The following is a 14,418-nucleotide window of genomic DNA, read 5'->3' on the forward strand; positions in this document are numbered from 1 at the left end:
ATCAGACCTGGAAAATGGTGGGCTGAACCTGTTTCAGACCAGGGACGGCACTGTGAATCATCGATTCCGAATGTCCGACCAGCAAATAACCGCCAGGCCGCAAATGGCTGCACAATTGCTCGACCACCTTGCGCTGGGTCTCACGCTCGAAATAGATCAGGACGTTGCGGCAGAAGATGATGTCGACGTCCCGGTCGACGGGGTAGGACTTATCCATGAGGTTCATCCTCATGAAATGCGTCATGCGCCGCAATTCCGGCACCACCCGTACCTCGCCGCGCGACCTGTCGCGTGACGACAGGAAATATCGCTTCAAAAATGGCTCCGGTACCGGCGCGAGCACGTCACGGGTGTAGATCGCGGTCTTGGCAAGCCGCAACACCGCGGTCGAGATGTCGGTCCCGAGGATGCGGTACTGAAACCGCGAGCCGTTCCGCGTCATGTCGTCCAGCACCATGGCGGTGGTGTAGGCTTCCATGCCGGTGGAGCTTGCCGAGCTCCAGATCTTCAGGTTCGCGTTTTTCCGTCCGTGCGACTTGAGCAGGGCCGGGATCGCGACGTCACTCATGAAGGTGAAGTGCTGGGGCTCCCGGAAGAAGTCGGTCTTGTTGGTCGTCACAACATCGATGAGATGGGTGAGCTCGGCGTCGAAATGTTCGGCCTCGAACAGGTTGTCGACATATTCATTGAGGTCGGAGAAGTTCAGCGCGCGCACGCGCTTGTGCAGCCGCCCCTCCAGCATCAGCCGCTTGCCCTGCGGCAGCTTGATGCCGACCTGGCCCTCGATCAGTTCGGCGATGGTCCGGAAGTGGCGGTCGGACAGATGGACGACCGTATCCTGCACGGCGGGCATCATGGCTGAATGCCCCGATCCGCGATGGCTGCCTGCACTGAATGTCGGGCCGAACGGGCCATCTTGAATCCCACGCATTTACACGATCACTGACGGCGGATCGGCCCATCGGTGAAGGATGGGCCGACCTCCTGACGGGTCTCAGCGCTGGAAATCGGCATCCCGATCGTCCTCGCCGTCGTTCATGTCGAAGGCAAAGCCGCCGCCACCGGCCGCCTTCACGGCGCGCGCCGGCCTCGCCTGCGGCTTCTTGGCCGGCCGCTCGACGGCCGCCATTGTCGCCGCCTTGGCGCGGAGCTGGTTCACCGCCCGGTCGATCGGCGCGGCGGCCTGGCTGCGTCCCTGCTCGATGCGGAAATAGGCGATCGTCGACTGAAGTTGCTCGGCCTGCGAGGCGAGCTCCTCCGAGGTCGAGGAGACCTGTTCGGAAGCGCTGGCGTTCTGCTGGCCGACCTTGTCGAGCTGCTGGATCGCCTGGTTGATCTGGGCCGAGCCGACGTCCTGCTCGCGGCAGGCGGCGGTGATTTCCTCGACGAGCTCTGCCGTCCTCTTGATATCAGGGACGAGCTTGGAGAGCATATTTCCGGCCTCCTGCGCGACCTTGACGGTCTCAGTCGACAGCGTGCCGATCTCGGCCGCTGCCGCCTGGCTGCGTTCGGCGAGCTTGCGCACTTCGGACGCGACCACCGCAAAGCCCTTGCCGTGCTCGCCGGCGCGCGCGGCCTCGACCGCGGCGTTGAGCGCGAGCAGGTCGGTCTGGCGCGCGATCTCCTGCACGATCGTGATCTTCTCGGCGATGGTCTGCATCGCGTTGACGGCGCGGCCGACGGCGGCACCGCTGGCCTCGGCATCCTTGGCCGACTGCGCGGCGATCTTCTCGGTCTGGTTGGCGTTGTCCGCGTTCTGCTTCACGTTCGAGGCCATCTCCTCCATCGAGGACGAGGCCTCCTCGGCGGACGAGGCCTGCTCGGTCGCGCCCTGCGAGAGCTGCTCGGCGCTGGCAGAGAGCTCCTGGCTGCCGGCGGAGACGTTCTGCGCCGCGGTCAGGGCTTCCGACACGATCTTGCGGAGCTTCTCCACCATGCGCTCGAGCGCGAGACCGAGCGTATCCTTGTCCGACAGCGGTTTGGCCTCGACCATGAGATCGCCCTGCGCGATCTGGTTGGCGAGCGCCGCCGTCGCGTTGAGGTTGACCGTCATCGCGTTCAACGACTTGATGAGATCTCCAATCTCGTCGTTGCTGGAGGACTCGATCTTGTGGCTGAGATCGCCGATCGCCACCGCATCAGCGAGGCCCACCGCCTGCGCCAGGGCACGGCTGATGTTCAGCGCAATCCAGGTCGCCGCGACCGCGGCGATCAGCAGCGAGGCAATGACCAGGCTCATCAGCAGCATCTCGGCGCGCGCACCGTCCTGCTTGGACTGCTCGGCCTGCTCAGCCATGTTCTTCTTGACGTTCTTGATGTAACCGTCGGCCGCTTCGATCGCGTCCGCAACGACCTTGCGGCCGTCATGCATGGAGCGATCCAGGGCCTTCGGCTTGTCGGTCTTCGCGAGCGCGACCGTCTCGTCCTGATAGGCGTTCAGCTTGGCGAAGGCGACGTTGAAGACCTCCATCAGCTTCTTGCCGCCTTCGCTGGCCGCCGCGTAGATCTCGTCCTTGGACTTGGCAACCGCTTCGCGATTCTTGATCAGGTCAGCCCGGAACTGCTCGTGCTCTGCGTCGTTCGCCGCCAGGATCGAGTTCTTCTCGGCGCGAACGAGGAACAGAATGCCTTCCTTCAGCTCGGCGGCCTTTTCCATCCGGCCCGCACGGCTGACCAGAAGCTCGGTGGTGCCGACCATGTCGGCCAGCTTCATGTACCCGACCGCGCCCGCGATCATGGACAGCAGGATGACGACGCCAAATGCGCTGGCAAGCTTGGCTTTGACGGTGAATCTCATGTCAGTCTCGTTGGTTCGAATTGGGGTGCTTACGCTTGACCACGCTTCACGCTTGCAAATTCAGGCGGCGCGAGAGGTATCGCGCCCTTCCGGGATCTCGTCGTTCGCCATCAGCTTGGCGAGATCGAAGATGACGACGAATTTCTCGCCCTTGCGGCCGATGCCGGCGGCATAGTCGGACTGCCATTTGCCGCCGACCTCGGGGATGGGCTCGATCGCCTGCTCGTCGATATCGGTGACCTCGAACACGCAATCGGCGACGAAGCCGACGCCGACCAGGCGATCCTTCATCGGCACGTCGAGGATGATGATGCGGGTCGCTTCAGTCGCTTCCACGGCCGGCAGGCCGAGCTTGGTGCGGAGGTCGACGATGGGATAGCCGCTGCCGCGCACGTCGATCATGCCGAGCAGGAAATTCGGCGCATGCGGCAGCCGTGAGATCGGCCGCATGTCGAGAATTTCCCGGACATTGCGGATGCTGATGCCGAACGTCTCGCCGGCGAGCCCGAGCGTCAGATATTGCGAGGTTGCGGCCATGGTACGGTCCAGAGTCAGATAGTTTTCAAGTTGCGGTCAGCGCTGAAACTCGGCGTCGCGTTCGTCTTCGCCGTCATGCATGTCGAAGGCGAAGCCGCCGCCATTGGCGACCTTCATCGCGCGCGCCGGCTTGCGGGCGGGCGCGGGCTTCTTGACGCTGCGGTCCGCTGCCGCCATGTGCGCGGCCTTGGCGCGGAGCTGGGTGACCGCACGGTCGATCGGCGCGGGCGCCGCAGCCTCGCCGCGGCCGGCATGCTCGATGCGGAAGAACGAGATGGTGGACTGAAGCTGCTCGGCCTGCGAGGCGAGCTCCTCGGAGGTCGAGGACACCTGCTCGGAGGCGCTGGCGTTCTGCTGGCCGACCTTGTCGAGCTGCTGGATCGCCTGGTTGATCTGGGCCGAGCCGACGTCCTGCTCGCGGCAGGCAGCGGTGATCTCCTGGACCAGCTCGGCAGTCTTCTTGATGTCGGGCACGAGCTTGGACAGCATGTCGCCGGCTTCCCGCGCGACCTTCACGGTTTCCGTCGACAGCGTGCCGATGTCGGCCGCCGCCGCCTGGCTGCGTTCTGCGAGCTTGCGGACTTCGGAGGCGACCACCGCAAAGCCCTTGCCGTGCTCCCCGGCGCGCGCGGCCTCGACCGCGGCGTTGAGCGCGAGCAGGTCGGTCTGGCGCGCGATCTCCTGCACGATCGTGATCTTCTCGGCGATGGTCTGCATCGCATTGACGGCACGCCCCACGGCGACGCCGCTGGCTTCCGCGTCCTTGGCCGACTGCGCAGCGATCTTCTCGGTCTGGTTGGCGTTGTCGGCATTCTGCTTCACGTTCGAGGCCATCTCTTCCATCGAGGACGAGGCCTCCTCGGCGGATGAGGCCTGCTCGGTCGCGCCCTGCGAGAGCTGCTCGGCACTGGCCGAGAGCTCCTGGCTGCCGGCGGAGACGTTGTTTGCAGCGGTGAGAGCCTCCTCGACGACCTGCCGAAGCTTCTCGACCATCATGTTGAGCGATTTGACCAGATCGCCGATCTCGTCGTTGCTGGAGACGTTGATCGTCTGGCTGAGGTCGCCACTCGCCACCGCGCCGGCAAGGCCGACGGCGCGGCTGAGGCCACGCGCAATGCTGAGGGAAATCCAGATCGCGGCGATCAGGCCGATCACAAGCGATGCTAACACGGCCGAGATCAGCAGGAACTGAGCGCGGTTGCCGTCCTCGTGAGCCTGGGCCGTCTGAGCGGCCATGTTCTTCTTGACGTTGGTTACGTAGACGCTGGCGGCTTCCATCGCCTCGCCGGCCGCCTTGCGAGCCTCAATCGACGAGCGCTCGACGGCCTTCGTCCTGTCGGTCCTGGCGGTCTTGAGGACGTCGTCCTGAATGGCATTCATCCGGACGTAGGCGGCGCCGAAATTCTCGATCAGCTTCTTGCCCTCGGCAGAAGCCTGTCCATGGATCTCCTCTTTCAGTTTCAGCAGCGTCTCACGTTGCTTGGCGATCTCGGCGATGAAGCGGTCGGCCTCGCTATCCGGCGCGAGAAGCAGGTTCTTCTCGGCCCGAACCTGGGACAGAACTCCCTTTTCGATTTCCGCCGCACGGTCCATTCGGCCCGCGCGCGACACCAGACTGTCGGCGGTGTCGATCATCTCGCTCAGTTTCACATAAGCGAGGCCACCCGCCGCCATCGACAGCAACAGGACCACACCGAACGCGATGGCAAGCTTTGCCTTGACCGTAAATCTCATTTCCAGCCCCTACCCCAGTCTCGCCCGAGACCTCATCTCAATTCAGGATGCGTTCCATGTTCGGAACGATGACGAACTCTTCGCGCCACTTGGCAATGAAGCGAATGAACTCCGGCTTCCAGTGCATGCCGACGCGCGGTGTCTGCTGCACGTCGGTCTGCGATATTTCGGTGACCTCATAGACCTTGTCGGCGGTGACGCCGACCAGCACCGGCTCGCCGTCCAGTTCGATCTCGATGACGACGATGCGCGTGTCGGCGGAGTCGTCGAGCTGCGGCATGCCGAAGCGAATGCGCAGGTCGGCGAGCGGAATGACGTTGCCGCGCACGTTGATGACGCTCGGAACGAAGGCCCGCGCGCCCGCCACCCTGGTCACCGGCACGGGATCGATGATCTCGCGGACGAGGCCGGCGTCGAGCGCGAATTTCTCCTCGCCGAGACCGATCATCACGACCTGCATCGCGTCGACCTGATGTTCCTCCGTATGCGCCTCGTTCATCACGCCGCCTCGCTGATGTGCTGCTTCTCGACCTTCGACTGCGCCATCGCGACGAGCTGTGCGACATCGAGGATCAGCGCCGCCGTACCGTCGCCCAGAATGGTCGCGCCGGAGAAGATCGTGACGTCGGAGTGCAGCTTGGAGAGCGACTTGATCACGGTCTGGTGGTTGCCGATGATCTGGTCGGCGACCAGGCCGACGCGGGTTTCGCCGGTCGAGATGATGATCGTCTTCTGGTGCCGGTCGGGCGCGCCCGATGCGGTCATGATCTCGCGCAAGCGCAGGAACGGCACGAGGTTGCCGCGCACGTTGAGGAAGTTGCGGCCGCGGGAGCGCTCGTCCTCTGCCGTCAGCTCGACGCACTCCTCCACCGCCGACAACGGAATGATGTAGCGGCCCTCGCCGACGCGGATCAAAAGACCCTCGATGATCGCGAGCGTCAGCGGCAGGCGCAGCGTCACCGTGGTGCCCTGGCCCGGCCGGGTCGACAGGTCGATCGTGCCGCGCATGGTCTCGATGGTGCGCTTGACCACGTCCATGCCGACGCCGCGGCCCGACAGCGCCGAGATGGTCTGCGCGGTCGAGAAGCCCGGGTGGAACAGGAACTGGTGGATCTCGTGATCGGTCAGTACGGCGCCGGAGGCGATCAGCCCCTGCTCTTCCGCTTTCGCGCGGATGCGCGCGGTGTTGAGGCCGCCGCCATTGTCCTTCACGGTGACGAGCACCTGCGCACCGGAATGAACAGCCGCGAGCTCGATCCGGCCCTGCTCCGTCTTGCCGTTGGCGGAGCGGGTCGCGGTGTCTTCGATGCCATGGTCGATGGCGTTGCGGATCAGGTGAACCAGCGGATCGGCCAGGCACTCGATCATGGTCTTGTCGAGCTCGGTGTCCTCGCCCGTGGTGACGAATTCGACCGGCTTCGACAGGTCGCGCGACAAATCGTGCACCAGGCGGCGGAAGCGGCCGAACAGCGAGCCGATCGGTACCATGCGCGCGCCCATTGTGGTGTCACGCAAGGAGGAGGCAAGGCGCTCGATTTCCTCGGCGATCATCTTGATCGAGAGATCCGAACCGGACGAGGCGAGCTGCGTCAGCCGCGCCTGGGCGATGACGAGCTCGCCGACCCGGTCCATCAACTCGTCGAGACGCTCGGCCTGGACGCGGACGGTGGCGATGCCGCGATCGTCACGCTTGGCCTCGGGTTTCGGTTCAGACTTCGATTCAAGCTTGGCTTCCGGCTTCGGCTCTGCCTTGACGGGGGGCTGCGCGGCGACGGGCGCGGCAGCGACCTCGACCGCCTGCGCGGCCATCTCGGCCACCGGTGTCGGCTCCTCGTCGAGAAGCTGGAACAACGGTAGCGGCGCGGGCGCTTCGACCTGCTCAAGCGGCGAGAGCGTCAGCTTCATCTCGTCCTGGACGAACATGAAGACGTCGTCGATCGCGTCCTTGTCGCAGGCCGCGTGCAGCTTGACGTCCCACTTCAGATAGCAGTCTTCCGGCTCCATCTCGTCGAGGAACGGGATGCCGTCGGTCACGGGCACGACGAAGCACGGGCCGAGCTTGCAAAGGTCTTCCAGCAGATCGAGCGGGTTCGAGCCGTTGCGCAGGATGTGGGATTCAAATTCCAGATACAGGTGCCAGCCGGTCTGCTTGCTCTCACTGGGGGCCAGCGGCGGCGCTTCGGCGATTTCGGCGACAGGAGCGGCAGGCTGGTCGGGAAACACGAAGCGCTTGAGATCGTCGAGGATGGCCTCGCCGATGATGTCGTCGGTCGACTGCGGATCCTCGATCAGCGCCCGGATATAGTCCTTGGCCGCAAGCGCGACCGAGATCAGCTCCTGCGTCGGCTTGATCTCGCCCTTGCGGACGCGGTCGAACGCGGTCTCGAATTCGTGGGTAAAGGAGGCGACCTTGTCGAAGCCGAACATGGCGCCCGAGCCCTTGATCGTATGCAGGGCGCGGAAGGCGGAATCGACCAGCTCGCGGTCGTCGGGACGCTGGCCGAGATCGAGCAGGGCCCCTTCCAGGACCTCGAACAGCTCGCTGGCTTCCTGGCGAAAGACCTCGGTCGGGTCCATCGCACTCATGCACGCACCAGCTTGCCGACCACGGCGAGCAGCTGCTCGGGCTTGAACGGCTTGGTGATCCAGCCGGTGGCGCCGGCGCTCTTGGCTTCCTGCTTCACCGTGTCATTGGATTCGGTGGTCAGGAACACGATCGGCATGCCGACCGCGCTCGGCAGCTTGCGCAGCGCCCGGATCAGCTCCAGCCCGTTCATGACGGGCATGTTGAGGTCGGTGATGACGAGGTCGAGCTTGCCGGCCTGCGCCTTGGCGAGCCCTTGCGCGCCGTCGCCGGCCTCGATCACGTTGTGACCGGCCGGCTCGAGCACGACCTTGATCATCTGACGGATGCTGGGGGAATCGTCGACCGTGAGAATCGTGGCCATCAGGTGCCATCTTTCTTTTGCGGGAAGTGCTGTTCGATCATCGCATCGCTGGCGAAGCCGGCGCGGCGAAGGGTGTTGCGCAGAGACTGGGAGAATGATGTGAGCACCACCGGGCGGCCCTGGGCCTCGCCCGTCCTGGCGGTCGACAGCAGAAGCTGGATCGAGGTTACGTCGGCCTTGTCGACGCTCGAACAATCGATCTCGAGCCGGTCCTGCCGGCCGAAAGCCTCTCGGATCAGGTCATAGACGCTGCGGATCGCAGCGATGCTGCAATCTGCAGGCAGCCGTAGGGACCACTTCGGCTCAGTGACATCAGACGGCATTCGTCCCCCAGATTTCCTCGGGATTCGCTGCACGCATGACGCGAATCCCGCACGGCGACTATTCCCTTGGGAGAGTGTGCAAACCCCTAATGGGCATCACCGTACAACTACGGGTCACAAACCCTAGAACTTCGCGCATGCATGCAGGCGTGCATGGTTCGCTCATTTCTCATGCGTTGTGCGCAGTCTTGAGTCAGTTCGCCGCAGCCCGGACGTTTGCTCCGCGTTAAATCGCAGCGGCTATTCGTGGAGGTCACGCCTCGCCATCCGAACGAGACCGGCCGCCGATGCTGACCCAAGCGCTTTTGGTTGATGACAGCCGCTCTGTCCTCAATTTCCTGAAACGTCATATCGAAGCCGAAGGCCTGGTCGAGGCCACGACTTTCCTCGATCCCGTCGAGGCGCTGGCTCGCGCACGCGAGCGCGTCTTCGACCTCGTGCTGGTCGACTACGAGATGCCGCATATGGACGGCATCAGCTTCATCCGCGCCTTCCGCACCCTGCCCGGCTGCGCCGACATCCCGATCGCGATGATCACGTCGCGACAGACCGATGACGTCAAGATGGAAGCGCTGCAGGTTGGTGCAACCGATTTCTTACCGAAACAGCCACAGAGCCTGGAGATGACGGTGCGCCTGCGCAATCTGGTGCGCCTTGGTGCAGCCGTACGCAAGCAGAACGACCGTGCCGCCGATCTCGCGAGCGCGGTCGCCGCCGCGACCCGGAAGCTCGGTGAGCGCGAGGAAGAGATCATCCTGCGGCTCGCGCTCGCGGTCGAATACCGCGACAACGACACCGGCGAGCACACGCTGCGGGTGGCCCGCTACAGCCGCATCATCGCCGAGCAGCTCGGCCTGCCGCCCCGGCTCTGCCGCGACATCTATCTGGCCGCGCCCCTGCACGACGTCGGCAAGGTCGCCATCCCCGATCATGTCCTCCTCAAGCCCGGCAAGCTCACCGACGATGAGATGGCGGTGATTCGCACCCATGCGACGATCGGCGAAAAGATCCTGGCGGATTCCAGCTGCGAGCTGATCCAGCTCGGTGCGCAAATTGCCGCAGGCCATCACGAGCGCTGGGACGGCGCGGGCTATCCGAACGGCCTTCAGGCAGACGCGATCCCGGTCGCCGCGCGCGTCGTCGCAGTCGCCGACGTGTTCGACGCCCTGACGACGCGTCGGCCATATAAAGAGCCGATGCCGCTCGACGTGGCGCGCGACTATCTGGTCGAGAACCAGGGCCGGCAGTTCGACCCGGCCTGCGTCGGGGCCTTCCTGTCGCGCTGGGACGAGGTCGTGGAAATCGCCGCCGGTCAACAGGCGACGCCGTATCAGAAGACCGAAGCGCGTCTCGCACCTATTATAGAGTGTGCGGCAGAGAGCCCTGCGGTCGAGGACCGGTTGCCTGAGCCCGTCCCGGCCGCCTGACATGATCCATCCGGCCAATAGCTTGCCGCGACTTCGCTTTTCTCCGGTCGCAGATTTGAACCTGTTCCTGCTAGAGTGCACCAACAACCAAGAGTGATTCCGGTCACATTTGTCTGGACGCGCCGGTGCTAAGCATCGAACCAGGACGGGGACCGGCGATTTATCGGTCGAATTGGATGAGAATTCCCATGAGAAGCCTGATCGGCGCTGGTGTCGGCGCGTTCTGTCTTGCGGCTCCCGCTTTGGCGGAGACCCCGGCCGCGATCGTCGAAGACGTCCAGGGCAAGGTCGACGGCATCGCCTTCATGGACTATGTGGCGCCGGGCAAGATCATCAAGCTCGGGCCCAAGGCCAGCGTCACGCTCAGCTACCTCAAATCCTGCCAGCGCGAGACCATCAGCGAAGGCGTCGTCCTGGTCGGCGCCGAGCAGAGCACCGTACAGCTCGGCGAGGTCAAGCGCGAGAAGGTGCCCTGCGATACCAATGCGGCAAAACTGTCCGAGCGCGAGGCGAACCAGAGCGCCGCAACGACCTTCCGCACCATGCGATCGGACGCGAAGGGAGCGCCGCCGGCCAAGCTGCCGACGCTCTATGGCGTCGCGCCGCTGGTACAGGCCAAGAGCGGCAGCACGCTGGTGATCGAACGCACCGACGGCAAGGAGCCCACGATCAGCGTGCCGCTCAAGAGCGAGATCATGGTCGGTGGCAAGTTCTACGACTTTGCCAAGGCCGGAAAGACACTGACCCCGGGCGGCAGCTATCTCGCCATCCTCGGCGCCAAGCGCTACGCCTTCCAGGTCGATGCCAGCGCCACATCATCGTCGACGCCGATCGTCGGCCGCCTGCTGCGGCTCGAATAGGCGGTCTGCGACGGGGCGATGCGGCGGATCGGGGGACGGGACATCGTTGCGGCGATCCTGATTGCGCTCGTTGCGGGCGCAGTCTTCACGTCCCCGCCGCTTCAGACGCTGCAAGGTCTCTCGCTCGATATCCTCACGGCGCTGCGCTGGAAGCTTGTCGGCGATCGCCGCGATCCCGCCGCTTCTCCGGTCGTCGTGGTTGCGATCGACGGGGAGACCTACGACACGCCGCCCTTCAAGGGATCGCCGACCCAGACCTGGACGCGCGAGATCGGCCGGGTGCTCGCCAGCATCAGCGAGGGCGGCGCCAAGGTGATCGGCTTCGACGTCATCTTTCCGAGCTCGATCGAGCAGTCGGAAATTCCCTTTGGCGACGCGTCGTTCGGCAGCCGCTTGAAGGGATTTGACCGGGACTACCTCATCGCACTCCGGCAACTCTCCGACGGCGGCAAGCTGGTGCTTGGCGAGATCCTGAGCAATGACCATCCGGATGTGCCCTACCCCGCACAGCGACTTGCGGTGAAAAACGTTGTCCGCGCCCTCAACGTGCATACCGACACCGATGATGTGATCCGGCGGATGCCGCTGAGCTTTGCCATCGACGGCAAGCCTGTCCCTGCGATGGCGGTCGAGCTCGCCGCGCGTGCGCTCGGCACGACGCCCGGGAACGGACCATCCGGCGCGATGCAGCTGCCCGGCTACACGATCCCGAGCGCGGTCCCCAACACGTTGACGCTCAACTACCGTGGCATGGGCCGCGACGTCCCGGCCTATTCTTTCGCCGACCTGCGTGCCTGCGTCGAGAAAGGCGACCGCGATTTCTTCCGCCGCGCCTTCGACGGCAAGGTTGTGCTGCTCGGCACCGTCCTCAATTTCGAGGACCGCAAGCTCACCTCGATGCGGCTTTCCGGCGGATATGACGGCTCGCCCGCACCGCGTTGCGCCCTGCCCGCCCCGGCCGGCACCGCGCAGAAGGCCCGCAGCGACATCGCCGGCGTGTTCGTGCATGCCACCGTCGTGCGAAACCTGATCGAGCGCGACGCCGTGACGGAGCTCGGCTTTCCGGCGCGGACCGTCCTCACGATTGCGTTCGCGGCGATCATCGCCTGCGCGGCCTGCATGCTCGCACCCGGCGGCGCGGTGATCGCCTGGCTCGCCCTCACCGCCGTTTACGCCGCCGTGGCGGTCGGCGCGTTCGTGCATGCCCTGGCGCTGCCCTTGACAGAGCCCGCGCTCGCGAGCCTTGCCGCGCTCGCGATGATGATCGGCTACCGCTTCGTGCTGGCCGATCGCGACGAGCGTTTTCTGCGCAAGAGCTTTGCCTTCTATCTGGCGCCCGAAGTGATCAACACCATGGTCGCCTCCGGCAAGATGCCGGCGCTCGGCGGCGAGATGCGCAACGTCACCATGTTCTTCTCCGACCTCAGCGGCTTCTCCTCGATCGCCGAGACGATGACGCCGGGCGAGCTGGTGACGCTGATGAACGAATATCTCTCGGCCATGACCGACATCATCGAGAGCCATGGCGGCTATGTCGACAAATATATCGGCGATTCCATCGTCGCGATGTTCGGCGCGCCGGCCGACGATCCCGTACACGCGCGCAACGCGGTTCACGCCGCGCTGAAGTGCCACGAGAAGCTCGCGGAATTGAACGCCAGCAATCCCGCCTTCGCGGGCCACGGCCTGTCGCACCGCATCGGGCTCAACAGCGGCGAGGCCGTGGTCGGCAATATCGGCTCGCGCCGTCGCTTCAACTACACCGTGATGAGCGACACCGTGAACGTCGCCTCGCGCCTCGAGGGCGCCAACAAATATTACGGCACCGCCATCATGGCCTCGGAAACGACGATGGCGCAGACCGGCGACACTTTCGCCTGGCGTGAGCTCGATGCGATCAGGGTGCTCGGCCGCGGCGAGGCAATCAAGGTGTTCGAGCCGCTGGCGGACAAGGGCGCGGAGAGCGCGGCGCAAACAAAGGTGGGCGCGGCGTATGCGGAGGGGCTGGCCTACTGGCGGGCGCGGGAGTTCGCAAAGGCGGCCGAGGCGTTCGAGACGATGGCAAAGACCGATCCAGCGTCAACGCTGTTCGCAAAGCGCGCCCAAGCCCTCGCGGCCAATCCACCGCCGCCGGATTGGACACCGGTCAACACGCTGGAAGGAAAGTAGTTGCCGCCGCGGCCCGGTGCGTTTTCAACTGGCGCAAATGCGCCATGACAACTCGGATAGGTTCCGCCTGCCCAAGGTTGAAGAAACGGGCTAAGGTTGCAGCCCCTATCAAGGGCTAAAAGGCAAGTTCGATGTCCCCAATCAAGCTCTTGTCGATTGGATTGATCGCGATCGCTATGCTCACAACGTCCGCCATGGCTCGCGAGAAGCGACGCGTCATAATACGCGCGCCCTTTGATATGAACCATTCCGCCACCGTCAGCAGGTCCTACAAGCTTCCGCTTGAACCGGATGGCCGCTGGATTTTCTGGGACGGCATTCCAATATGGTTCGGTCCGTCGGTCCGGGGCTGGCCCGGTCACATTTGCGACTGGGGCGACAACGGGCAGATATGCTGAGTCATTTGATCTTCACTGCGGCTCAGCACAGCAGGCGACTGCCACTACCTAAAACGGCAGGCCCACGTAATTCTCCGCAAGCAGGCGCTGCGCGGTCTCGGACGAGAGCAGATATTCCAGCTCCGTCTGCTGAAGCCGTTCCTCATATTCGGAACGGTCGGGAAAACGATGCAGCAGCATCGTCATCCACCACGAGAAGCGTTGCGCTTTCCAGATCCGCGCAAGCGCCTTGGCGGAATACCCCTTGAGCCCGGAATCGTCGCCGTGCTGATAATGCGCCAGCATGGCGTGGTAGAGGTAATAGATGTCAGACGCCGCGCTGTTGAGCCCGCGCGCGCCGGTCGGAGGCACGATGTGGGCGGCATCGCCGGCGAGGAACAGGCGGCCGTAGCTCATCGGCTCGGCGACGAAGCTACGCAGGGGCGCGATGCTCTTCTCGATCGAGGGCCCGGTGATCAGGCGGCCGGCGACCTCGTCCGGCAGGCGGCGCTTCAGCTCCGTCCAGAACGCATCGTCGCTCCAGTCCTCCACCTTGTCGGTCAACGGCACCTGGACGTAGTAGCGGCTCAGCACTTGTGAGCGCAGCGAGCAGAGCGCAAAGCCGCGTTCATGCTTCACATAGATCAGCTCGGGCGATACCGGTTTCGTGCGCGACAGCACCCCTAACCAGCCGAACGGATACACCTTCTCGTATTCGCGCAGCACGTCCTTCGGGATGGACCTGCGGCTGACGCCGTGAAAGCCGTCGGCGCCAACGACGTAATCGCAATCGATGCGGACGATCTCGTCGTTCGATCGATAGGTCACGTAGGGCCGGTCCGACGTCAGATCGTGTGGCGTCACGTCCTCGGCGTTGTGCACGACCTTGCCGCCGAGGCGATCGCGCGCCTCGTAGAGGTCGCGCGTCAGCTCGGTCTGGCCGTAGACCAGCACCGAATTGCCGCCGGAATGCTTGTGCAGGTCGATATGGGAGAGCACGCCGTCATGCGCGATCTCGAAACCGTTGTGGATCTCGCCCTCGCCGTCCATCCGCTCGCCGCACTGCGCCTCGCGCATCAACCTGGCGAAGCCGTCCTCGAGCACGCCGGCACGGATGCGGGCGAGCACGTGGTCGCGGCTGTATTTCTCCAGCACGACAGTGTCGATGCCCTTCAGGTGCAGAAGCTGGGACAACAGCAGCCCGGACGGCCCACCGCCGATGATGCAGACCTGAACTTTCATTTTT

Annotated in this window: 12 protein-coding genes; 3 read left to right on the forward strand and 9 right to left on the reverse strand. The window is 64.5% G+C overall.

Going from position 1 to position 14,418, the window contains the following annotated elements:
- Position 1: 1 nt before the first annotated feature.
- The 8 genes from AC5ZFO_RS33235 to AC5ZFO_RS33270 all read right to left on the reverse strand — a co-directional run bounded on the left by AC5ZFO_RS33235 (position 2) and on the right by AC5ZFO_RS33270 (position 8,339).
- Complete coding sequence (locus AC5ZFO_RS33235) at positions 2 to 856, reverse strand: CheR family methyltransferase (RefSeq protein ID WP_282524872.1); 855 nt, start codon at positions 854 to 856, stop codon at positions 2 to 4.
- 138 nt (positions 857 to 994) lie between these two features.
- A complete protein-coding gene (locus AC5ZFO_RS33240) occupies positions 995 to 2,797 on the reverse strand; it encodes a methyl-accepting chemotaxis protein (protein ID WP_496123034.1) in 1,803 nt (600 codons plus the stop codon).
- Positions 2,798 to 2,857: 60 nt separating this feature from the next.
- Positions 2,858 to 3,334, reverse strand: a complete 477-nt coding sequence (locus AC5ZFO_RS33245) for a chemotaxis protein CheW (RefSeq protein ID WP_063985241.1) — start codon at positions 3,332 to 3,334, stop codon at positions 2,858 to 2,860.
- Positions 3,335 to 3,370: 36 nt separating this feature from the next.
- Entirely contained in the window at positions 3,371 to 5,068 is a 1,698-nt protein-coding gene (locus AC5ZFO_RS33250) for a methyl-accepting chemotaxis protein (RefSeq protein ID WP_282524824.1), read from the reverse strand.
- Positions 5,069 to 5,105: 37 nt separating this feature from the next.
- Positions 5,106 to 5,567, reverse strand: a complete 462-nt coding sequence (locus AC5ZFO_RS33255; protein ID WP_282524825.1) for a chemotaxis protein CheW — start codon at positions 5,565 to 5,567, stop codon at positions 5,106 to 5,108.
- Positions 5,567 to 7,654: a chemotaxis protein CheA gene (locus AC5ZFO_RS33260; RefSeq protein ID WP_282524826.1), complete on the reverse strand. Its 2,088-nt coding sequence runs from the start codon at positions 7,652 to 7,654 to the stop codon at positions 5,567 to 5,569. The genes AC5ZFO_RS33255 and AC5ZFO_RS33260 overlap by 1 nt, the downstream gene beginning before the upstream one ends.
- Positions 7,651 to 8,016, reverse strand: a complete 366-nt coding sequence (locus tag AC5ZFO_RS33265; protein WP_008142319.1) for a response regulator — start codon at positions 8,014 to 8,016, stop codon at positions 7,651 to 7,653. Before AC5ZFO_RS33265 ends, AC5ZFO_RS33260 begins: the two co-directional genes overlap by 4 nt.
- Positions 8,016 to 8,339, reverse strand: a complete 324-nt coding sequence (locus tag AC5ZFO_RS33270; protein ID WP_282524827.1) for an STAS domain-containing protein — start codon at positions 8,337 to 8,339, stop codon at positions 8,016 to 8,018. Before AC5ZFO_RS33270 ends, AC5ZFO_RS33265 begins: the two co-directional genes overlap by 1 nt.
- Positions 8,340 to 8,626: 287 nt before the next feature.
- Between AC5ZFO_RS33270 and AC5ZFO_RS33275 the strand changes: the two genes are divergently transcribed.
- The 3 genes from AC5ZFO_RS33275 (at position 8,627) to AC5ZFO_RS33285 (ending at position 12,795) form a co-directional block, all read left to right on the forward strand.
- The gene (locus AC5ZFO_RS33275) at positions 8,627 to 9,766 is read left to right on the forward strand and encodes an HD-GYP domain-containing protein (RefSeq protein WP_282524828.1); all 1,140 of its coding nucleotides are present in this window, start codon (positions 8,627 to 8,629) and stop codon (positions 9,764 to 9,766) included.
- A gap of 188 nt (positions 9,767 to 9,954) precedes the next feature.
- On the forward strand, positions 9,955 to 10,626 hold the full coding sequence (locus AC5ZFO_RS33280) for a hypothetical protein (RefSeq protein WP_282524829.1): 672 nt from the start codon (positions 9,955 to 9,957) through the stop codon (positions 10,624 to 10,626).
- 18 nt (positions 10,627 to 10,644) lie between these two features.
- Entirely contained in the window at positions 10,645 to 12,795 is a 2,151-nt protein-coding gene (locus AC5ZFO_RS33285; protein WP_282524830.1) for an adenylate/guanylate cyclase domain-containing protein, read from the forward strand.
- Between the two features lie 446 nt (positions 12,796 to 13,241).
- Here AC5ZFO_RS33285 and pobA read toward each other — a convergent pair whose 3' ends face one another.
- Positions 13,242 to 14,414 carry a 4-hydroxybenzoate 3-monooxygenase gene (gene pobA, locus AC5ZFO_RS33290; protein ID WP_496123035.1) on the reverse strand — a complete coding sequence of 391 codons (1,173 nt, stop codon included), beginning with the start codon at positions 14,412 to 14,414 and terminating at the stop codon, positions 13,242 to 13,244.
- Positions 14,415 to 14,418: the final 4 nt, after the last annotated feature.

The organism is Bradyrhizobium sp. Unk1 (assembly GCF_059512345.1).